The sequence below is a fragment of the Saccharospirillum sp. MSK14-1 genome, from assembly GCF_003054965.1.
Lineage (GTDB): Bacteria > Pseudomonadota > Gammaproteobacteria > Pseudomonadales > Natronospirillaceae > Saccharospirillum.
On sequence record NZ_MIES01000020.1, the window covers coordinates 75,898 to 96,959 of the forward strand.

Genomic DNA, 21,062 nt, shown 5'->3' on the forward strand with positions numbered 1-21,062 from the left:
CCCCGCTAATAATCCGCTTCAAAGCCATGCCCTCGAAAGCCCCAATACCGTAACCACTTTGCCAGCGAGAACAGGATGTGCGCATTCTGCGCTGCCGATGTATCGGCGGCGTCGACACTCTTCAGGTGTTCAACATAAGCGACGCCTTCTTTTAACGCATAGGTTTTCGCAAGGGTTTGAATGTCTTCTGCCAGTAGCAGCGCGTCTTCGGCCAGGGTGTTTTGGTATAAGCGGTCAAGGTTCGATACCCCAACTAGTTCCGAGCAATCTTCAACGACGAACTGCCCTCTGAAGCTGTGTATGGCCGCCATGTTCAAGCCAGAGTTCGAATAGACCGGTATGCCATCACACGGCTTGGTAAGCCTGGGCACATACACGCCGTGGTGCTTTTGAAGGTATTCTTCTTCGGTTTGGTCCGCGATGCCTTCTTTTCGGTAGTGCTCCCGCAACCAATCGGTGGCTTGTTGATCCACCCCGACTCTCGGTGTTTCCAAGGTGTCATAGGGTGATATTTGAACATCAAACCACCGGTTCATTTTTTGTTGCCGTTCTTCGCCGGTTAACTGGGGGATTTCATGGAACAGGCGGTTAAATTCTTGTTCCATTCCCGGTTTGGGTTTTCCTAACGCGTTTAAATCCAGGCCCATCGTTTTTACACCTTAGCGACGCTTACGCTCTGGCCACTTTTTTGTACGACTTGTGCGACGTTACTGGCCTTCCGGTGGCTCCCATAATTCTACCTTGTTGCCTTCCGGGTCCATCACCCAGCCAAACTTGCCGTATTCAGACTCTTCCGTCTGGTCCATCACCTGGCAACCTTCTGCGCGCAGTTGTTGTAACAGGGCGTGCAAGTCGGCCACTCGGTAGTTGATCATAAAACCCGATTGACTGGGTGCGAAATAGCGGCCGTCGCTAACGGACCAGGTGGTCGTTCCGGCGCTGGGCGTGCCGTTCTCGTCAGCCCAGCGAAACACCGTGCCACCCCAGCTTTGAACGTCGATGCCCAGGTGGGTTTTATACCAATCACCCAAGGCTTGCGGATCGTTGGCCCGAAAAAACACACCGCCTATACCGGTTACCCGTTTCATCACAGCGCCCTCCTTTTGGCGAGTGCAATGTTCAGCGTCATTACCATAGCCAATGGTTCTGCTTAGGTCGATTGCCAGGTTTCAGACTGGGTTTTCAGGATACGTTGCCGCTGTGGCTTTTATTCGAAAAGCGAAACACGATAGACAAGCGAGAATGGAACACACGAAAAGCAAAGCCTCATCACGCCACACAACAAGCTTTAGCGACATAATGGTTCAATCAAGGCCGGGCTAACACCCGATCCATCTGTACCGCCTGCCTACAATCGCACTGAGGGAAACCATGCATTACTCACTGAAAGCTGTCGTAAGAAATACCTGCCTGATGCTTCCGGCGCTCTGCTCTTTCGTTGCCCGGGCCGACACCCTTGATGCCGTTGTTGGGCGTTATGAAAGCGCTCAACCTATGGCGTGCGAACTAACAATTGAGCTCAGAGAAAAAGACGGCCGCGGTATCTACACCCTGACCACAACCAGCCGTGCGGTCACGGGTTACTTTCAGTTGGAGAATGATGGGATTATTTTTTCGGAACTGTTTGCATCCGACACCAATGCCAGCGAACCCCAGGCAGTGACCGCCGTGCTGGAGGAAGGCTCGTTGCTGATTCAGAACTATGGCAACAGCATGAACCCCTATACCGTCTTTGGGGAATGCGCGCCCAAGTACCTGATGCTGGACAGAATCAGCGCTGAGTAGCACTGTACCGGCTGAAACAGTACGGAACAGAGGGCTGAACCATGATTCAATTCACCGGCGGTTGTTTGTGCCAAGCCATTCGTTATGAAACAACGGGTGAGCCGTTAAACCAGCGAATCTGTCATTGCCGGCTGTGCCAGAAAGCCATTGGTGCGGCCTTTAATGCACGCGTGCTGATGCGCATTGACGATGTGGCCATGACCGGCCCGGTGAGCATTTACCGCTCCTCCGAAACACTGGAGCGAGGCTTCTGTTCACACTGCGGCGCCAGCGTGTTTTCCCGGCGCGCAGCGGCCGGGGTTATGGGCCTTACCGTTGGCAGCCTGGACGACCCATCGCTGTTCAAACCGGATATGCACTTTTGGGTGTCGTCCAAACAGGGCTGGGTCACGCTTTCCGATGGGTTGCCGCAATACCCGGAAGGGGCGCCGGTGGTATAAAGCAACGCCCTGCTCGTTGTTAATGTTGTTTAAGCCCGGCCAGGTTAGCGCCAGACGCCACTGAATCAACTCGCCAACGGTATGAAGACTGTTTATTCTTCAATCAAAGATAGCTAACAACAGCCCAGCCAGCGCACTTCGTCTTGATGGCCCAGGCTGCCTGAATGGACCTGCACGGTGAAACAGAAGGAACCGACATGAAGCAACATAAACGCGCCCTCGTGGCTGTGGTTGTTCTCTCTCTATTAGTGCTCTGTGAGCCCGCCTTTGCCGGACCGGGCGGGAAAATAGCCAGCGCTGCGTTCGAGTCGTTTTGGGGCCGCATTGGGCTTTTTATCCTGACGATTATTTTTCTCCCGTTAATCATTTATGTCTCCATGCGGGAGAAACTTGCAGAGCGACGGACCCAAAAAGATCTGCGCTTTATGTCGATGCACAGTCCCGATTTTGAATGGTTGAAAATACAGGAACGGTTAAAGGACTGTTTTTTCCGCATTCACTCCAGCTGGGACGACGAAGATCTATCCAGCGCCGCAGAATGGATGACAGACTGGTACTGGCAGAATCAACAATTGGTGCATCTGGAACGCTGGAAAAAAGAGGGTCTTAAGAATGTATGCGATGTGAAGAAAATTTCGAACATCAGACCTTTGTTATTTGTGCACCGGAATCGCGGCCAGGAACATGAAGATTCCATGGTTGTGATTGCCGTTAGAGCCAAGATGAAAGACTACCTGCAAAAAACAGACACAGGAAAAGTCGTCGAAGGCAGCAAGCGATACAAAGAAGTCAGTACCGTCTGGTCTCTTACGCTGAACGACGGTCAATGGCGGGTTTCCAACATCGATGCGGGCAGCATGTCGCTGGCTTACGCAAAAATTGTGAAGGACTTGCCGGACATCCAATCCACGCTTATTTCTGGTTCGCGTGTTTAGATACAACCCCAGGACAGGGCTGCGACTGAGTGTTCTCTGTACGCAGCCTGCCTGGCTCACAAAAAAACCATAACTGACGCCTCCTTTCATAGATAACCATACCGGCTGTTTCTATAATGGCTCATCTATTCGTTACTGCTGACAATGGTTCTATGAGCGACATAACCGTTCAGGTCATCCACTTCGAACAACAACTCACCTTACCCAAAAGCGAGTTCGAGCTTGTCGATCACGACGGCCTCAGACTGACGCTGAAACACGCCAGTGGCCAATACTGCCAACCCGGCCTGTACTATCGCCCACTCAACGCCAACAACGAAAAATTGGGCGACTACAGCCTGCACGAATTCCAGATGCTGTTATTCGAATGCTATGAAGGCGGCCACACACCTGTCGCCTGGCGCGATGTTCGTGAGGAAGACGATCATCTGATGATTCAATCCCGTTACCAGATACGCCATGACGATGAGCAAGGCCAACTGTCTGGCCTGACGTTCAGTTACCATCAGGAAGATGACGTGGTGTATCACTATCGGGTTGAAAATGCTCTGCACACCATCGAGCTTCCCTCATTCGACCTCCCGCCTTTAGAGATTCCCGTAACGGGTGAATTGACCTCTCGGGTTGAGCACGTAACGTTGGGCGAGCTGGTTTAATGCTGAGTGACTGGTTGAGACTATGAGATTCAAGTACTTTCGTGACCCAGACAACTTCGCTCATAAAATAGAAGAATCGCTCGCTTGCTCTATCTGCAATACAGAGGGACATTGGTTTGACGCTGCCAGCTTTTATGGAGTGCATGAGATTGCGTGCATCTGTGATAGATGCTTAGCAGCAGGGAAGCTTGAGCCCTTGGGCATTGCCACCAATGAAGCCCTTGGCAGCAATACGGAAGACTTAAAGACCATCATTCACAGAACGCCGCCATTACCAACTTGGCAAGATCAGATTTGGCCAATAATGAATGGCGAATACTGTGTGTTTGAAAAAATTGCTTCTAAGACAGATTTCGATAATAAGGCAGCTTTTACCGGCGCATTTTCAAAAGAAGATCAAACATCAACCGACCTGGATTGGCTATGGAATAAGCTGCCGGAAGAGCCTGTCGCTAATCTGGCGCAGGGAAATTTCACCGTCTCAGTGTACTTATTTAGCTGCCATGGTATTCAATTGTGTACGTGGGATATGGCTTGAGCCTATAGACTTAATTAGAACTAGGATGACAAAACGCTCCTGCCAACATATCGAACCTGCGTTAACTCTTCTGTTGAACGAAGGTGCTGTCTTTTCTGGTATAAGCCCGGGTGGCGGTGAATATCGTTTTATTCATGAACTGGGCAAAGGTCCGCATCCCGCTAGAAACTCATCGTTAACGCCCTTGGGTAACGTCACCATATAATTTTTTCCAGTTTAAATCAGTCAATTATAATAATAGAGACAGAAGCACATAAAATATGCTGCATAGATTTAGATTTCATTCCGCAGTATTTATCTAGGTTTCAACACACCATAGGATTTCGGGCGTAGCCGATGTAGGGTGGCTATCTGAGTTATAACAAGGAGTCATCGAATGACACCTAAAACACTCTTTGCCGTTCTTCTTCTGTCACTGTCGAGCCTGACCTTTGCAGGCCCACTCCAAGATATTTTCCCGCGAGTCTGCGAGCCGGGTGTGTACGATCAACCCGACGGAGACTTCGCTCTCTATGTTTTCTGTGATGATGCCGCGGGCACCAATGTCGCTGCCTTTGTTAAAGACTATGGCCGCTACGTCAGGCCACCCTATCGCGAAGCCGAACGCTTCTGGCAGGACGCCAGCTGGGGAACGGATGTACTGGGTTTTTTCTGGGTTCCGAATCGCAATGAGCTGTTGATTAAGACATCGCCGATCTACGGCACCGGCACTTTGTACTTGCTGGAACTGGAATCTCAGACTTCAAAAGCGCTCTATGAATCCAGCGATGAATTCTGTGTCACGAACATAAACGTCGGCGTCAACGCCGTTGATTCGTTTGAAGTGAGTGATTGCAGTGAAGCGGGTGAGACCCTCGTTATTCAATGAGGGCTTAGTCGTCCTCTTTCGGAAAACACCGCCCCTGCTTTAAATCACTCCATTAAAGTTACCAACCGTTGTCGAATTCACGCCCCGCCAATCGACTAGCCTATAGCAACCCCAATCACCCTAGCTCACTGTAGGCACCCGCTCATGACGAACGACAAACCGGTAAAAGGCCCGGCGTCTTACTTTCCGTCCATTGAGGCGAAATACGGCTTTCCGATACAGCATTGGCTCGACTTGCTCGCCACCCAGACAGAACTGAAGCATATGGAAATGGTGGCCTGGCTGAAGAGCGAACACCAGATGGGTCACGGCCATGCGAATGCGCTGGTGGCTTACTTTCGCAACCAGAACGGTGTCTGACTCACCTTCATCCACGCGAGGTACAACTGCCATGTCTAAAGTCACTCCGTTTTTGATGTTTAACGACCAGCTCGAAGCCGCGATTGCCTTCTATACGGCGACCTTTCCGGATTCGCAAATCACCAATATTGCCCGTACCGGCAGCGACGGTCCGATTACCTCGGCTGAGTTTGTTGTGGGTGGTCAGTCGTTTAAAGGTTACAACGGCGGGCCATACTTTGAGTTTTCTCAGGGCTTTTCGTTGTATGTCGATTGCGACGATCAACTCGAAGTCGATACTTATTGGAATGCGCTCACCGAAGCCGGTGCCACGCCTTTGCAGTGCGGTTGGATTACCGATCCATTCGGTGTGACCTGGCAGGTTGTACCCAGGCGGTTTATGGAACTGATCGCAGACGACAACCCGAAGAAAGTTCAGGCGGTGATGGATGCCATGATGCCCATGGTGAAGCTCGATATTGCAGCACTGGAAGCGGCTTACGCTCAGGCGTAACCAGGCTCTCTATTCCGCCAGGTTATGATACTGCCCTTTGAAGTACAGCAGCGGTGCTGTTGCACCCCTGGCCGGGTTCAGTGCTTTGACTTCACCGATGACAATGCGGTGATCGCCAGCATCGTGTTCGGCGTGAATGTCGCAATCGAGCCAATGCAGGCTGCCATCAATCAGTGGGTTACCCAGTGGTGAGGTTTGCCATTGCACGCCGCGCCATTTGTCGTCACCACGCCGGGCAAACTGATTGGAAATGGCCGCTTGATCGTTCGCAAGAATGTTTACGGCAAAGCGTCCGGCTTTGCGGATTTTTGGATAACTGAGCGAGCGGGCCATGACGCTGAACGAGACCAGGGGCGGTTCCATCGACACGCTGTAAAACGACTGGCAGGTGAAGCCAACCGGTTCGTCGTTGAACTGCGAAGTAATGACGGTAATGCCTGAGGCAAAGTGCCCCAGCGCATCGCGAAACTGCAATGGCTCAATCGCGCTGCTGAGCAGGGTCATGGTGGCTCCTGAATCGTTCGCCTGAGTTGAAATGGAACGACGGCCGCCGGTGATCCGACGACCGTCTGTTGGCTCGCTCTGTCGTGACGGCTTAACGAGTGAGCTCTTGACGAACGATGGCGGCACCGGCGCTTAAGGCTTCCAGCTTGCCGCGCGCAACCTGACGGGGCAGCGGCGTCATGCCGCAGTTGGTGCAGGGGCAGAGTTTGTCGGCGTCGACGAACTGCAGTGCTTTTCGCAATGTTGCGGCCACTTCCTCCGGCGTTTCGACGGTGTTGGAAGCAACATCAATGGCACCGACCATCACTTTTTTGCCGCGAATCAATTCGATTAAATCCATCGGAACGCGCGAGTTCTGGCATTCCAATGAGACGATATCGATGCTCGACGCCTGCAGTTTCGGGAAAATTTCTTCGTACTGCCGCCACTCCGAACCGAGCGTTTTTTTCCAATCGGTATTGGCTTTAATGCCGTAGCCGTAGCAGATGTGAACGCCGGTTTCGCACTCCAGCCCTTCGATGGCTTTTTCCAGTGTGGCGATGCCCCAGTCGTTCACTTCATCGAAGAAGACATTAAACGCCGGTTCGTCGAACTGAATGATGTCCACTCCGGCGGCGGCCAGTTCTTTGGCTTCCTGATTAAGAATTTTGGCGAATTCCCAGGCCAGTTTTTCGCGACTTTTGTAGTGACCGTCGTAGAGCGTGTCGATCATCGTCATCGGGCCTGGCAGCGCCCACTTGATGGGTTGGTCGGTTTGCTGACGCAGAAATTTAGCGTCTTCAACAAACACCGGTTTTTGCCGACTGACCGCGCCGACAACGGACGGTACGCTGGCGTCGTAACGGTCGCGGATTCGCACCGTTTCACGCTTTTCAAAATCGACGCCATCGAGGTGTTCAATAAAGGTGGTCACAAAGTGCTGGCGCGTTTGCTCGCCATCGCTGACGATGTCGATGCCCGCACGCTGCTGTTCGTGCAGCGAGATTTTCAGCGCATCGCGTTTACCATCCACCAGTTCATCGCCTTCCAGTTTCCAGGGTGACCAGAGTTTTTCAGGCTCAGCCAGCCAGGACGGTTTCGGCAAACTGCCGGCGGTGGACGTGGGTAACAGTTGTTTTATTGTCATGCTGGTTTTAGTCCTGGTTAATCAAGCAACGCGCTGTGCGGCCCATGAATCGAGAATGCGTTGATAGGGTTTAATAAAGTGCTCTTCGGCAAACTTGCCCTGCTTCACCGCTAACTGACTGCGTTCTTCGCGGTCGTACACAATTTGCGTGACCGAATAATCCTGATACTTCAGGCTCGGCTGATAGGTTTGCGCCGCCGTGGAATTGGCGTTGTAGATTTCCGGGCGATAAATCTTCTGGAACGATTCCATGGTGCTGATGGTGCTGATCAGTTCCAGGTCGGTGTAGTCGGTAAGCAGGTCGCCGCAGAAATAAAAGGCCAGCGGTGCCTGACTGTTCGGCGGCATAAAGTAACGCACCTTCATGCCCATTTTGCGGAAGTACTCATCGGTTAACGAATACTCATCCTGCTTGTATTCCACGCCTAACACCGGGTGCTGGTTGTCGGTGCGGTGGTAGGTTTTGGTGGTGGAAACGCTCAGACAAATGACCGGCTGTTTGCTGAAGTTTTCTTTATAAACGGTTGATCGTAAGAACGACTGGAACATCTTGCCGTGCAGGTCGCCAAAGTTTTCCGGCACGCTGAACTGTGGTTTGTCTTTATTATGCTCCAGCAGCAACACGCTGAAATCGTAGTCGCGCACGTAGGATGAAAAGTTGTTACCCACCACGCCTTCAATACGGGTATTGGTTTGGTGATCCACGATGTTGGTTTTCAGCACTTCCATGGTCGGGAAGGTTTCGCCATTGCCTTCCACGTCGATGTCGATGGAAATGATGTCCAGCTCAACCGAGTAGCGATCGGCGGTTGGGTTATCCCAATGCGCCAGGGCGTTGAAGCGGTTGTTGATCATGCGCAGCGTATTTTTCAGGTTTTCCTCGCGACGCTCGCCTCGGGCCAGGTTGGCAAAGTTGGTGGTCATGCGGGTGCTGTCCGCCGGTTGATAATCTTCATCGAAACGAAGGCTCTTGATGAGGAATCCAAATTCACTGTTCATTGACATAGCCATCCTGATGCGGTGTTTGAGCGGTGAAGGCTTGCCCGATCGTCGTCCTGACCCATTTGATTGAGCGGCGCTTGGGCGGGTGCCTTCAAGAATGAGAGCAGTCTAGGGGCTGCGGATGTTGAATAAAAGCGAGTAAATATCACGACATTATTAGTTTCATTCATAATTCTGACGGTGTTGCTTTGGCGGACAGAAAGACGGCCTTTCTGGGTGACTGACCGGCAGTGCCAGCATTGATTGGCACTCACGCGGCCAGTGCAGTAACTTGGCGATACTTTTAAAAGCAGTCCCGACGGTGAGTCGGCGCTCATTAACCGCAACCCCATTGAGAGACGCCGCCATGGCACACGGAACACTGTATGGTCTGATCGGAAAACTGATGGTGCAGCCAGGCCAGCGCGAGGCGTTATCGGAGATCTTGCTGGATGGCATCGCCGGCATGCCCGGTTGCCTGAGCTACGTCGTGGCGAACGATTCCAGCGATGACGATGCCCTGTGGGTAACCGAAGTCTGGGAAAGCCAGGAAGCGCATCGGGATTCATTGAATTTGGAATCGGTGCAAAAGGCCATCGCCAAAGGCAAACCCTTAATCGCCGGTTTCGGTGAACGCTTTGAAACACAGCCGCTGGGTGGCACCGGCCTGTAAATGAGCGGCGCGATCGCGTGCAGACTCAACGACCCTTCTTTAAATGCAATCTGATTAACGAGGCCATACCGTGCCAGACTCAACACAACCCACGGAAAGAAAACACGAAATTGAACCCAGCTTTGAGTTCTGCTGGACGCTTGCTTGGCGACTGATCCTGCTGAGCCTTCTTATCGGCGCGTTGCCATTTGTGCTCGTCAATCTGTGCCTGGGCATTGTTGTCACCGCTTTTCCGGCCATACTGTCTGCCATTGTGCTGATCGCTGGCAATGTGCTGATTCTGATAATGGCTTTGACCGTGGCGCTGAAAATTCTGCTCAGCAAGACGCATAAAAATGCTTATATTCGGTTTTATACGGAAGGTGTTTGATAGACCTTTTGGATAAATGGGACAGATGGCCATCTGGATGAGCGCTGTGATCTGAATAAATCAGCGGCGCTTTCCAACCAGTCCAACGCCTGCTATTTCCAGAAATGTCCCTTTTAACTTCAGCCGGTTAAATCGATCTCTCATTACTTCAATAAGATCGCTGCCATTGCTCGTGACAAAGTAGTTAGACAAGTCAGTGATGCGGGCGCTGATGTTATCGCCCCACGGTGGCTTCGCATCCAGGTTATAAATGTCCCAAATTACATCTTTTGGTTTGAACGACTTGAGCTCTTCCTGTATTGAATCGAGCTCGACTATCGCTGCGTCAACATGAGCTGCATCCAGCTGGCCTTGGAAAAGCTCGTTCATAATAACGGGGAACCGCGAACCCCAGCCATCCGATTCCAACCGGTAGCTCACCGTTGAGAAGAAGGCATGCAAAAAATCAGCACTTCCAATTTCAGTATTAATACTGCCAATCTTAAGACCTACACTCACTTAGTACGCCCTCCTCTTTTTTGTGTATATTGGCTTTACTAATTTATATTCGTAGCCTTAGGCCAGTTACAGACTGGTTAACTATTCAGATAGATCTTTCGGTGCGTTGTACGAAAAATTAAAAGGCGTCATTTTTCTAGGGGTTAAAACGTACTCCTATTCTCGCCCAAAACCCCAATTACCTTTCACGGCAACTGGCACTTCAATACCAACGTTCAGCGATGACGCATCATAATCTTCGTTATTCAGTTGATACCTCTGGTGCCAGTAACCCAGGTAGAACACAAACCAACCGGCGCGAAGTGAATAGCCCGGTTGTGTTTCAAAGTCGTCATCACGTTCCTGGCTGCCAGCCATGCGGTAGTGCGCAGAGAATGGATAAACGGCACCGGCTTCGATAAAAAAACCACACCCCAGGGTGCTGAATAAGGCGCAGTCGTTAGTATAACGAAGGCCCAGTTCTAACGGATACGCCAGTTTGGAATAGCGGCCATCATCGCCTTCACCCAACACCGTTTTTACACCCAGTCGAGAGTGCAACGTTAACCGGCCATTGATGGGCCACTCGGGCAGTTGCGCCGCCACCCCGCCCGAAAAATAAAGCCCATCACCCAGGTCAATATCCCGACTGGGTTCTCCTGAACGCTCAATGCTGTCCCAGCGGTCGCCACCGGTGTGAGATTCCAACCCCAGCGTCACGGCCAGCGGCCAATCAGCGAGGGCCACCGTGGGCAGCGACAGCGCAATGAGTGCGAGCAGTTGTTTCATACCGAGCCTTTGAATACTTGTTAGTGAGGCCGTCGGTAGTTTAGCTGAGTTTCTGACGCGAGTCGGCTTGTTGGTCGTTCACACCGTCGCGTCCATGACCGGGTTTTATACATAAAAATCCCGGCTCGGAGCCGGGATAGGACATGCCATTTCACGGCAAAGAACTTACTGCGCTTTGGTTTTAACCTTCGGCCAGGCAAAGGCAATGGACAGCAATGCTGCCAACGCCAAGACCCAGTTGTAACGCACTTCGGTGACCAGCGCTAACGGTGAAACACCGGCCAGCGATGCCGCCAGTAAAATCTGCGCGCCATAGGGCAGCAAGCCTTGTATTACGCAGGAGAAAATATCCAACAAGCTGGCACTGCGACGCGGGTCGACGTTGTAGCGTTGTGCCAGCTCCTTCGCGACCGAACCGTTGATCAGAATGGCAACGGTGTTGTTGGCGGTACACAGGTTGGTCAGCGCGACCGAGGCACTGATGCTGAGTTCGCCAGCGCGGCGCGAATCGGGTTTGGCACCCAGAGTGCGACTCACCCATTCGATGCGACCGATCAACCAACCCAGACCGCCTTCGCGCTTCATGAGCGCCGCCAGGCCACCAATCAGCAACGACAGAATCAGAATTTCCTGCATGCCGCTGTAGCCGTCATAAATGTTGGCCGACCAGGTGGCGACGCTGAAACCATCGACACTGGCCAGACCAATCACGCCGGATAGCAACACACCACTGAACAACACCAGAAAGACATTCACCCCGGCCACGGCCAACCCCAAAACGAGCAGATAGGGCAGCATTTTAATCAGGTCGGCTTCGGGTAAATCGCCCAACTGAGCGCGGCCGCTCAGCACGAATAACCAGACCAAAGTAACCAGTGCGGCAGGCAGCGCAATCTTAAAATTCATGCGGAATTTATCGCGCATGTCGCAACCCTGAGTGCGGGTGGCGGCAATGGTGGTATCGGAAATGATCGACAGGTTATCGCCGAACATGGCGCCGCCGACCACAGTACCGACGGTCAGTAATAATGGCAGTTCAGTCGCACCCGCCACGCCAATCGCCAACGGCGCAATGGCCGAAATGGTGCCCATGGAGGTTCCCATGGCGGTGGCAACAAAGGCTGTGACCACAAACAAACCCGGCAGAATCAATGCAGGCGGCACCACACTGAGCGCCCAGTTAACGGTGGCATCCACACCACCAATAGCGGCCGTCACGCTGGCAAAGGCACCGGCGAGCAGGTAGATCAGCACCATGGTGATGATGGTGTGATCGGCCACGCCCGCCACAAAGGCATCGAGCCGTTCGCTGAAACGCCCGTGCGCCAGCAACAACGCCAGCGCAATGGCGGGCAGAATCGCCACCGGCGCACTGATTTGATAGAAGGGCATTTCAACGCCCTGCGCCTGATACCAAAGACCACTGCCGACAAAAAGCAGCAGGAACAACAATAAAGGCACTAGCGCCAACGGAGATCGAGACAACGTCATGATTTCTGGTTTCACTGTGATAGAACGCTTATTAGAAAGGTGTTAAAAGAGCCGGGTTCAACCGAGCGCGGATAATAAAGACTTCAACACCCAAGCTCCAATAACAATAGTGTCTGCCCTCTGGTTTGTCTGGAATAAGGCAATCAGCGCTGCAACACAACCTCCGAGAAATCCACCCAACCATTGGCAAGCAGATCGGTCATGCTGACGCTGTCGGCATAGTTCAGCCGTTGCTGCACATGGAAAATCGGTTGATACACGGCCTTATCAATCAACTTTTTTTCGAGCTGCTGATACGCGGGTAATCGCTGCGCTTCATCTAACGGATAAAGTTTTGTGAGCTGCTGTTGCAACCACTGACGTTGCTTTGCGGTCAGGTTCGATTGCAGATTCAAACTGCTGAGTAACCAATCGAGCCAGGCCAGGTCAACATCCTCTTCAAAAACCTCACCGGAAATCACCATATCGGCCTGCGCAAAACTGGTACTGCGATTGAATTCCGGGAACGGTAATACCTTCAACTGACAGGCAATACCCAGTTGCTGAAAGCCGCTTTGCAAGTGCTGCGCATACTCGATGTGGTTGTTTAACTGATAGGTGAGCAACTGCAACGGAGCCAGGCGATTCGTTAACAACTGAGCCGCCTGCTGGGCACGCTCACTATCGATAACCGCAAGCGCCGCTGGGGCTGACATCATGCCATTCGCACCGGCAAAACCCTCACGGAACTGTGCCGGTAACGCCAACGCCCGGACGATTGTCATCAGCGCTTGGCGTTGCTTCAGGCTGTGGCCCCATGGACGATTAGCGTTAACAGTCACATATTCACAACCGCGCTCCCACTGCACTTTGCTTTCGTAGTCTCGCTTACTTTTGGCTTGTTGCGCGAGCGGATGAAACAAGTGGCTATTAGCGGCGAAATCTTTAGCGTTGTCGCCAACGTTCCATACTTCGATGCCATCCACCCATGGCCGGTAACCGTGGTAGTGCGACGACACTCGCAACAGCGTGCGCCATTGAGTTTGCTCCACCAACTGAAACGGCCCGCTGCCAATAACGCGACCGGCATCGATTTGCGTAATACCCATGGGTCCGTTGGCTAATAGTTTGGGCAGCAAGTTAGCAGCGCTTTGACTGCGCACCGAAAAGCGATAGTCGTCGTGAATATCGATACCATCAATCAACTGATAGAGGTTGCAGTAATGTTCGCTGTGGTCGAGCAAGCGGTGCAGATGATCAGCAATACTCTGTGCCAAGATCGGCGCGCCGTTGTGAAAGCGTAAATCCTTACGCAAGGTGATGTTCAGCGCATCGCCAACCCGCTCAAAGCGCTGTGCCAGATCACCAAGGTAACGGCCGCTGTTCACATCCCACTTCAGCACCTTGGCATACAGAGAATTCGCCAAATGGCTTTCGGTCCGGCGGGTAATGTTGATCGGATCGAGGTCGTGAGTCGCCCGATAAAACGGAATTTGCAGCACATCTCCGGCTGCCGATGGTGTTGCATAACGCTGCAAATAATTAGCAAGAAACGCTTGGCGCTGCGACGGTGTCACCAGGGTTAAGGCTGCTTCTATTTTACCTTCCGCCAACCAACTTTGGGCTTGGCTGGCGAGCATCGGCTCTATGTCTTGCAACATGGTGATGCTGGGTAAACGCCCCCGCCCCGCCGCTGGCTGCCAATAAATCACGCCTTCGGCGCTGAGTTTTTTGACCAGCAGTTGAGCGTTGCGCCGGGTACAGCCGATGGCGTTTGTCAGCCGATCCAGCGGCATGGCTGTGGGCTCGCCAACAGCCAGCTCGGTGTTTAGGTAGACCAGCGCCTTCCAGTAATACATAAAGGTGAAATCCCGGATTTATCTTTCTATTTTTCTTCATCTTTTAACGAAGACAATGGAAAACCCAATCCACTTCGAAAGCAACCTTTATGCAGTCCATCACCGAAGACCGGCCTAAACTGTGGACCAACCCCACCTTTTTCACGCTGTTTTCCAGCGCTATGTTCGTGGCCTTTGGCCAGCAAATCTACAACCTGGCATTGCCGCTGCTGGTCTACGACCTGACGCAATCGTCGCAGATGATGGGTTGGATGCGAGCCACCGAGTTCCTGCCCAACTTATTGCTGGCACTGTTTATTGGCGTCTGGGTCGATCGTTTCGAGAAGAAACACTGGTCGCAGGCTATGCTCGCCGGCCAGATTGTCACCATTATGGTGTCTTACGCAGCAGTCAGTTGGTTGTCACAACCGCTGTGGCTATTGTTCCCCTGCGCTTTCTTGATGACCGCTTTTAATTACGGTTATAGCAATGCCCGTATGGCGATCCTGAAACTGGCACTGCCGCAAAGCCAACAGAACATCGCCACCGCGCGCATGAGCTCGCTCTATAGTTTGATGGAAACCGTCGGGCCGGTGTTGTCGGGTGCCTTGCTGTTGTTCTCGCAATTGCATCAGGCGTTTTTGTTGTTGGCGCTGATCTGGCTGCTGGCGTTTTGGCAACTCAACCGACTCGATATTGCTTCGGTAAAAGCAGAACAGACTGCCTCGCTGCGCCATGCCTTGGCCGAAGGTTGGCGGGTTTTTATTCAGGACCGGCGCATGGTGCTGATTACCCTGGCGGTGATGGTCATTAACACCACCGATTCGGTGTTCTGGATTCAGGCTATCTTCTTCGCCAAAGACCGCCTGGCACTGAGCGCCATCGAAGTCGGCTATATGGTCGCCGCCTCGGGTGTTGGTGGTGTGATCGCAGCCTTTATCGCCGATAAAATACGCCGCCGTTTTGGGTTGGGCCTGCTGCTGATTGCCAGCATAGCGCTGTCAGCTTTGTGCTTTGCCGGGCCGGTGTTGTGGCCTTCCGCCATCGGATTAATGGCAACCTTCTTCTTGCTGTCTTTGGTCGGTTTATTCAGCAACATCTGCATTTGGAGTTATCGCCAGGAAGCGTTTTCTCAACAACATCTGGGGCGCATTGCCGGCATCACTGGATCACTGTTTAAACTGCTGATGCCGATTGGCCTGGCGACCTCGGGTTATTGGGTCGCCCGCTACGGTATTGGCCCGGTGTTTTATGGCTGCTTGGCCGTCCAGTTGGGGGTGGCGGTGTTGTTGCTGATGAGTCGGGTGCGGAGTATTAAGTAGTGCCATCGTCGATCACCCATTGCCGCCTGAGATCCCGGTTCAAGGCCGGGACGATGGGGTGAGTGGAACCCGAACCGATGAGGTCGATACTCTGGGTCAGCATCCTGCGGGTTGGTTTAATGGCTTTGCGCTAATAAGACGGCAAAGCCCGATATGGATGCTTGAATATAATGCGCGCTATGCTGCGCTACTGTCATACCATCCCCTTCATAGGAGCGGCATATGCAAACCTGGATCGCTTTCTTTCGTGGCATCAATGTCGGTGGTCGTAACAGCCTGCCGATGAAACAGCTCAAAGCACTATTGACGGAACTGGGCGCACAGAACATCCGCACCTATATTCAAAGCGGCAATGCCGTCTTCGAGCATCCGGCTGGCGACGCCACTGATTTAGCCGAACAGATCGGCCTGGCCGTGCAACAGGCTCACGGATTTAAACCCGAGATACTGCTGTTAACACAGACCGAACTGGAAGCCGCTATTGCTGCCAACCCATATCCACAGGCTAAAGACGAACCCAAAAGCGTGCAGCTGTTTTTTCTTGCAACGCCTGCTGTGGATCCCAGATTAAATGAGCTGGCTGAACTCAAGAGCAACAGCGAAGATTTCACGCTGATTGATCAGGTATTTTACCTGTTCGCGCCCGATGGAATTGGCCGCTCAAAGTTGGCAGAACGGGTAGAGCGGAAATTAGGGGTCGCAACAACCGCACGCAATTGGCGAACTGTGACCAAGGTAGTTGAGCTGCTGGGTTAACAACATCCATTAACGCCGCTGCGGTTGCGAAGAATGAGAACAAAAAGACGTGCGCCTTGCTGCTAACGCCCTGAGCTTTCACCATCAATGTGTCAGTCATTTTATCAATGTCGATTTACCCGTTTGCGGTTCGACTAGCCTGTGTCAATGCCGACGGCAAAGCCTAAACACGGGAGCAATCACCCTGTTCAAAGCCACGCCCTTGCTGAGTTTCAATAACCTGCCCGAGGTTGTTATGGACGCTACGATAACCACGCTAAAGCTCGCCGTTGCGCTGCTTGAGCATGCCTACAACCAAGCCTGATGGTTGCTGCACCAACCTATTAACCTGTCATTACCTTAGCCGGAGAGCTGGATATGGGACTTTTAACCTTTAGCATTAACCTCACGCTGGATGGTTGCGTCGACCATTTAGAAGGCATTGCCAACGATGAAACGCACGCCTATTTCACCCAGATGATGGACGACAGCGGCGCTATGTTATGGGGCCGAATCACCTACGAGATGATGGAAAGCTACTGGCCGGCAGTGGCGCGTGGCGAAATTGAAGCATCGCCAGCGATACACGAATGGGCCGTAAAACTGGAACAGCAACCTAAGTATGTGGTTTCCAAAACGCGTTCAGACTTTCCCTGGTCCAACAGTCACCACATCAGCGGCGACCTGGCTTCCGGCGTACAAAAGCTGAAAGACGCAACTCCGGCCGGGGTACTCATTGGCAGCGGTCAGCTGGCGACAGAACTGGACCGGCTGGATTTGATTGATGAGTACAAATTTCTAATCCATCCCAGGATAGCCGGGCATGGTCCGACGCTATACCAGAACGGTCTGCCCAGTACGCGAAAGTTACAACTGGTTTCAACACAATCACTGAGTAGTGGCGTTATAGCGGTACACTACCGGCGCGAGTGAACTTGATGGCCGCTAAAAGGTGCAGGCACTATTCTCTGCAAATTAAAAATGAGATCCCGGCTTGTCATTAAGATGACCGTCGTAACACCAGCCTCTAAGCCGCACTGCTTTGACTCTGACTGCGATACGCACCACTGAAATACTGTTCAGCAATCGCCTGATGCAGTTCGTTAAAACTGATCTGCAATTCATCCACAAAGTCGTGCAGTGAGTCCGGTTCGTAGGCCAGTGACACCAGGTTGGCGTTGATCAGTAATGACAGGGTTTTATCAACCAGCGCCTGGGCTTCGTCGTGGCCGGGCAGGTCTTCCAACTCATAGGAGAGCTGTCCTAAACAGGACGCCACTGAGCGGGGGAAGTATTCGTCTTGCAACAGGAAGCGCAGCACGTCCGGACCTTTCACACGCAGCCGCACTTGCTGGCGGTACATCTGATAACCGGTCAGGGATTTCAGTACGCTCATCCATTGCAGGCCTTCAAAAGGCGTGAGGTCGTCGGTGTTGCGTGGCAACAAATTGGCCGAGCGAACGTCGATGATGCGTGTGGTCATGTCGCCGCGTTCGAGGTTGCGGCCGAGCATCAGGAAGGTGTGCACCTGGGTGTGGCTGAGCGAGCCTTCAATTACGCCATTGATGGTTTGGCAGCTTCGGATAACGCGCTTCATGATGGCATCGCGCTTGCGCGAGGTGATGCCGTTTTCGGCCTGGCGATGCATGTCGAGATAAAGCGTGTTCAGTTCTTCCCAAATTTCTCGCGGTAAAATATCGCGGGTCGTGCGCAGGTTTTCGCGCGCGGCGTCGAGGGATGAGATGATGGAGCCGGGGTAGTGTTGGTCGACGCATAAAAAGTTCAGGACGTTATCGGCGCTGCGGGTGTCGTAATGTTCGTCGAATATCTCTTCGGCGCCACTGATGACCACCAGCGAGTCCCAATCCAGACGCGTGGTGCGCGGAAAATCCAGCAAGAGATTGCTGGTCACGTTGATTAAACGGGCGGTGTCTTCGGCGCGTTCCAAATAACGCGCTAACCAGTAAATGTTTTCAGCCACACGAGACAGCATAAGCCTTCTCCTTTAGCCGGGCGTCAGCGCCGACGTTATTTTAAATCCACAATCCAGGTGTCTTTACTGCCACCGCCCTGGGACGAGTTCACCACCAGCGACCCTTTATTCAACGCTACCCGCGTTAAGCCACCAGTGGTCACTTCGGTGCTGTTTTTTCCGGATAAAATAAACGGCCGTAAATCAACATGGCGCGGCTCCAGCCGGTCTTCAATCAGCGTGGGGGTGGTCGATAAATTCAGCGTCGGTTGCGCCATGTAATTACGCGGGTTGGCTTTAATCAGTTCGGCAAAAGCGGCGCGTTCTTTTTTGGTCGCGTGCGGGCCGACCAGCATGCCGTAACCACCCGATTCGTTGGCCGGTTTCACCACCAGTTTGTCGAGGTTATCGAGCACGTATTTGCGGTCGTCATCGCGCATGCATAAATAACTGGGCACGTTGGCGAGCAGCGGTTCTTCGCTGAGGTAGTAGCGGATGATCTCGGGCACGAAGGCGTAGACCACTTTGTCGTCCGCCACGCCCGCACCCGGTGCGTTGACTAACGCCACCTTGCCGTTGCGCCAGGCGCGCATCAACCCCGGTACGCCCAGGGCCGATTCGGGGTTGAAGACTTCCGGGTCGAGAAAAAGATCGTCGACGCGGCGGTAAATCACATCAACGCGTTTTAAACCATCGACGGTGAGCATGTGCACCACGTCGTCGTCATCGACCACTAAGTCGGTGCCTTCCACCAGTTCCACGCCCATTTGCTGCGCTAAATAGGAGTGCTCGAAATAGGCGGAGTTGTAGATGCCCGGCGTCATCACCACCACTTGCGGGTCGTCGCCGGGGCGCGGCGACATCGATACCAGCATGTCGTAGAGCTGGCCGGTGTAGTCGTCGACCGGCTGGATGCGTCCGGTCTGAAACAGTTCGGGCAGAATGCGTTTGGTGACGTTGCGATTTTCCAGCATGTAGGAGACGCCGGAGGGCACGCGCAAATTGTCTTCCAGCACATAGAGCGTGCCGTCTTTGTCGCGCACGATGTCAGAACCGCAGATGTGCGCCCAGATGTTATTCGGCGGATTAATGCCGACGCATTGCTTGCGGAAATTAACCGATTGCGCGAGCACTTCGGCCGGTAATATTTTGTCTTTGATGATGCGTTGATCGTGGTACAGATCGTCGATAAACAGATTCAACGCTTGCACGCGCTGCTTTAAACCAGCTTCGGTTTTTTGCCATTCATCCAATGGAATGATGCGCGGCACAATGTCGAATGGCCAGGCGCGGTCGATCATGCTGCCTTCGGAATAGACGGTGAAGGTGATGCCCATCACCTGAATGGCGACCTCGGCGGCGTTCTTTAATTCGGCCAGTTCCCGGCCACCCAGTTCGGACAGATAATCGCACAGCATGGATGCTGCCGGGTGGGGTTCACCAGGGCGAGCCAGCAGTTCATCGTAGAAGCCATCGCAGGCGTATTCGGACCACTGTATTTTGCTCATAGACCACTCTCCTGTGTCCGGACCGCCGGGCAATGCCAGCGGCCGTTCATGTCCGGTTTGGTGAAAAACTTCGAACCGGTTCCTGATGTAGAGCAAGAGCTGCGCCAGTTCGTTCGGTGTTAAATCCCGTTCGAGTGCTGATGAATCACCGAATGAACCATCGATAACTTATCGATCACCGTTGTCGATAAATTAAAAGGATACACATCATCGTAGCCCATGCTGTGGTTGAGGCTGTTCATCGTTGTGGTTAACGGTAACCACTGAGCGATGAGTTGATCAAATGAGAGCTTTTGGTAAGGGTCGTCGTGCAGGTTCACTTCCGCGCTGGACGTCGCCGAACCACGCGGCATCGTGGTCAGACCATATTCGTAGGCGGTTTCCAGCGTATCGACCATGTGCAGATAATGCGCCCAGGTTTCGGCCCAGTCTTCCCAGGGATGTGAGCTGGCATAGGCGCTGATGTAGTGTTGCTGCCAGCCTTGGCGGGGTCCTTGCTGGTAGTGGCGCTGCAACGCCTGGGCATAATTGTCACGCTCATCGCCAAAGCGGCGCCGGAAATCCTCTTGCCAGTCACCGTTGCTGATCAGTTGCTGCCAGTAATAATGGCCCACTTCGTGCCGAAAATGCCCCAAAATAGTGCGGTATGGTTCGGCCATCTGGCGGCGCGTGGCTTCGCGTACCACAGGATCGGCCTCGGCAAGATTGAGCGTAATCACACCATCGAGATGGCCGGTCATAATGCGTTCGCTGTCGCCAAGAGGGGCGTCGGCCATAAACCGAAACCCCAGACCGTTGTCGGGGTCTAGCTGACGCGTTACCAACGGCAGGTGCAGTCGGAACAGGCTGTAGATGAGCCGCTGCTTTTCCGCTTCCATATCGGCCCAGAGCGTCACATTGCCAGACACGCTGAGATCGGGAATGACCAACGTCATACGACACGACAAGCAGTATTGATCATCGCTTTGGGCAGGTACCAGCCAGTTGCATATTCCTGACTCGCGGTTAATACAGGGTCGAAACGCATCGGAAGTCATCGAACGCAGAGACAGCGTATAAGGGTCGAACCCCTGAGGCGTGTCGCAATGCACGCAATGGGTGTTTTCAAAATAGAGCCGCTGACCACAGCATTCGCAGTGAAACAATCGCATCTTATTCTCAGTCGGATGACGCTGATTTATCAGCTATCATGAGGACCTGAACGGCGCTAATACAAGCACTT

Annotated in this window: 25 protein-coding genes; 12 read left to right on the plus strand and 13 right to left on the minus strand. The window is 53.0% G+C overall.

Annotated features, from left to right (window positions below):
- Positions 1 to 5: 5 nt before the first annotated feature.
- Both BGP77_RS03225 and BGP77_RS03230 read right to left on the minus strand, forming a co-directional pair.
- Positions 6 to 647: a hypothetical protein gene (locus tag BGP77_RS03225; protein WP_108163299.1), complete on the minus strand. Its 642-nt coding sequence runs from the start codon at positions 645 to 647 to the stop codon at positions 6 to 8.
- 60 nt (positions 648 to 707) lie between these two features.
- On the minus strand, positions 708 to 1,088 hold the full coding sequence (locus tag BGP77_RS03230) for a VOC family protein (RefSeq protein WP_108163300.1): 381 nt from the start codon (positions 1,086 to 1,088) through the stop codon (positions 708 to 710).
- A 283-nt stretch (positions 1,089 to 1,371) separates the two neighbouring features.
- Between BGP77_RS03230 and BGP77_RS03235 the strand changes: the two genes are divergently transcribed.
- The 8 genes from BGP77_RS03235 to BGP77_RS03270 all read left to right on the plus strand — a co-directional run bounded on the left by BGP77_RS03235 (position 1,372) and on the right by BGP77_RS03270 (position 6,075).
- Positions 1,372 to 1,785 carry a hypothetical protein gene (locus BGP77_RS03235; RefSeq protein ID WP_146171183.1) on the plus strand — a complete coding sequence of 138 codons (414 nt, stop codon included), beginning with the start codon at positions 1,372 to 1,374 and terminating at the stop codon, positions 1,783 to 1,785.
- 41 nt (positions 1,786 to 1,826) lie between these two features.
- On the plus strand, positions 1,827 to 2,225 hold the full coding sequence (locus BGP77_RS03240) for a GFA family protein (protein ID WP_108163302.1): 399 nt from the start codon (positions 1,827 to 1,829) through the stop codon (positions 2,223 to 2,225).
- A 197-nt stretch (positions 2,226 to 2,422) separates the two neighbouring features.
- Complete coding sequence (locus BGP77_RS03245; protein ID WP_108163303.1) at positions 2,423 to 3,160, plus strand: Tim44-like domain-containing protein; 738 nt, start codon at positions 2,423 to 2,425, stop codon at positions 3,158 to 3,160.
- Between the two features lie 152 nt (positions 3,161 to 3,312).
- Positions 3,313 to 3,816 carry a hypothetical protein gene (locus tag BGP77_RS03250; RefSeq protein WP_108163304.1) on the plus strand — a complete coding sequence of 168 codons (504 nt, stop codon included), beginning with the start codon at positions 3,313 to 3,315 and terminating at the stop codon, positions 3,814 to 3,816.
- A 22-nt stretch (positions 3,817 to 3,838) separates the two neighbouring features.
- Complete coding sequence (locus BGP77_RS03255; protein ID WP_108163305.1) at positions 3,839 to 4,354, plus strand: CbrC family protein; 516 nt, start codon at positions 3,839 to 3,841, stop codon at positions 4,352 to 4,354.
- Between the two features lie 376 nt (positions 4,355 to 4,730).
- The gene (locus BGP77_RS03260) at positions 4,731 to 5,222 is read left to right on the plus strand and encodes a hypothetical protein (RefSeq protein WP_108163306.1); all 492 of its coding nucleotides are present in this window, start codon (positions 4,731 to 4,733) and stop codon (positions 5,220 to 5,222) included.
- Positions 5,223 to 5,366: 144 nt separating this feature from the next.
- Positions 5,367 to 5,582 (plus strand): DUF4287 domain-containing protein, encoded by a 216-nt coding sequence (locus BGP77_RS03265; protein WP_108163307.1) that lies wholly within the window; start codon positions 5,367 to 5,369, stop codon positions 5,580 to 5,582.
- Positions 5,583 to 5,613: 31 nt separating this feature from the next.
- Positions 5,614 to 6,075, plus strand: a complete 462-nt coding sequence (locus BGP77_RS03270) for a VOC family protein (RefSeq protein WP_108163308.1) — start codon at positions 5,614 to 5,616, stop codon at positions 6,073 to 6,075.
- Between the two features lie 9 nt (positions 6,076 to 6,084).
- On the opposite strand, the gene BGP77_RS03275 is transcribed toward BGP77_RS03270, so the two are convergent.
- The 3 genes from BGP77_RS03275 to BGP77_RS03285 form a co-directional block, all read right to left on the minus strand.
- Entirely contained in the window at positions 6,085 to 6,579 is a 495-nt protein-coding gene (locus BGP77_RS03275; protein WP_108163309.1) for a flavin reductase family protein, read from the minus strand.
- Between the two features lie 91 nt (positions 6,580 to 6,670).
- On the minus strand, positions 6,671 to 7,699 hold the full coding sequence (locus BGP77_RS03280) for a methionine synthase (RefSeq protein ID WP_108163391.1): 1,029 nt from the start codon (positions 7,697 to 7,699) through the stop codon (positions 6,671 to 6,673).
- Between the two features lie 27 nt (positions 7,700 to 7,726).
- The gene (locus tag BGP77_RS03285; RefSeq protein ID WP_108163310.1) at positions 7,727 to 8,704 is read right to left on the minus strand and encodes a DUF1852 domain-containing protein; all 978 of its coding nucleotides are present in this window, start codon (positions 8,702 to 8,704) and stop codon (positions 7,727 to 7,729) included.
- A 349-nt stretch (positions 8,705 to 9,053) separates the two neighbouring features.
- On the opposite strand from BGP77_RS03285, the gene BGP77_RS03290 reads away from it, so the two are divergent.
- Complete coding sequence (locus tag BGP77_RS03290) at positions 9,054 to 9,359, plus strand: putative quinol monooxygenase (RefSeq protein WP_108163311.1); 306 nt, start codon at positions 9,054 to 9,056, stop codon at positions 9,357 to 9,359.
- A gap of 79 nt (positions 9,360 to 9,438) precedes the next feature.
- Here BGP77_RS03290 and BGP77_RS17905 read toward each other — a convergent pair whose 3' ends face one another.
- From BGP77_RS17905 to BGP77_RS03315, 5 genes are all read right to left on the minus strand, one after another.
- Positions 9,439 to 9,762 carry a hypothetical protein gene (locus BGP77_RS17905; RefSeq protein ID WP_146171184.1) on the minus strand — a complete coding sequence of 108 codons (324 nt, stop codon included), beginning with the start codon at positions 9,760 to 9,762 and terminating at the stop codon, positions 9,439 to 9,441.
- Between the two features lie 27 nt (positions 9,763 to 9,789).
- Positions 9,790 to 10,227, minus strand: a complete 438-nt coding sequence (locus BGP77_RS03300; protein ID WP_108163313.1) for an immunity 70 family protein — start codon at positions 10,225 to 10,227, stop codon at positions 9,790 to 9,792.
- Between the two features lie 156 nt (positions 10,228 to 10,383).
- The gene (locus BGP77_RS03305) at positions 10,384 to 10,995 is read right to left on the minus strand and encodes a hypothetical protein (protein ID WP_108163314.1); all 612 of its coding nucleotides are present in this window, start codon (positions 10,993 to 10,995) and stop codon (positions 10,384 to 10,386) included.
- A gap of 165 nt (positions 10,996 to 11,160) precedes the next feature.
- Positions 11,161 to 12,486, minus strand: coding sequence for a Na+/H+ antiporter NhaC family protein (locus BGP77_RS03310; protein WP_108163315.1), 1,326 nt, complete (start codon positions 12,484 to 12,486; stop codon positions 11,161 to 11,163).
- A gap of 143 nt (positions 12,487 to 12,629) precedes the next feature.
- A complete protein-coding gene (locus BGP77_RS03315) occupies positions 12,630 to 14,324 on the minus strand; it encodes an ABC transporter substrate-binding protein (RefSeq protein WP_108163316.1) in 1,695 nt (564 codons plus the stop codon).
- An 89-nt stretch (positions 14,325 to 14,413) separates the two neighbouring features.
- Between BGP77_RS03315 and BGP77_RS03320 the strand changes: the two genes are divergently transcribed.
- From BGP77_RS03320 to BGP77_RS03330, 3 genes are all read left to right on the plus strand, one after another.
- On the plus strand, positions 14,414 to 15,625 hold the full coding sequence (locus BGP77_RS03320; protein ID WP_108163317.1) for an MFS transporter: 1,212 nt from the start codon (positions 14,414 to 14,416) through the stop codon (positions 15,623 to 15,625).
- Positions 15,626 to 15,847: 222 nt separating this feature from the next.
- Entirely contained in the window at positions 15,848 to 16,381 is a 534-nt protein-coding gene (locus BGP77_RS03325; protein WP_108163318.1) for a DUF1697 domain-containing protein, read from the plus strand.
- Positions 16,382 to 16,738: 357 nt separating this feature from the next.
- Entirely contained in the window at positions 16,739 to 17,293 is a 555-nt protein-coding gene (locus tag BGP77_RS03330; protein WP_108163319.1) for a dihydrofolate reductase family protein, read from the plus strand.
- Between the two features lie 94 nt (positions 17,294 to 17,387).
- Here BGP77_RS03330 and BGP77_RS03335 read toward each other — a convergent pair whose 3' ends face one another.
- The 3 genes from BGP77_RS03335 to BGP77_RS03345 all read right to left on the minus strand — a co-directional run bounded on the left by BGP77_RS03335 (position 17,388) and on the right by BGP77_RS03345 (position 20,991).
- Positions 17,388 to 18,353 carry an alpha-E domain-containing protein gene (locus BGP77_RS03335; RefSeq protein ID WP_108163320.1) on the minus strand — a complete coding sequence of 322 codons (966 nt, stop codon included), beginning with the start codon at positions 18,351 to 18,353 and terminating at the stop codon, positions 17,388 to 17,390.
- 35 nt (positions 18,354 to 18,388) lie between these two features.
- Positions 18,389 to 19,840 (minus strand): circularly permuted type 2 ATP-grasp protein, encoded by a 1,452-nt coding sequence (locus tag BGP77_RS03340; RefSeq protein ID WP_108163321.1) that lies wholly within the window; start codon positions 19,838 to 19,840, stop codon positions 18,389 to 18,391.
- Positions 19,841 to 19,959: 119 nt separating this feature from the next.
- The gene (locus BGP77_RS03345; protein WP_108163322.1) at positions 19,960 to 20,991 is read right to left on the minus strand and encodes a putative zinc-binding metallopeptidase; all 1,032 of its coding nucleotides are present in this window, start codon (positions 20,989 to 20,991) and stop codon (positions 19,960 to 19,962) included.
- Between the last annotated feature and the right edge of the window lie 71 nt (positions 20,992 to 21,062).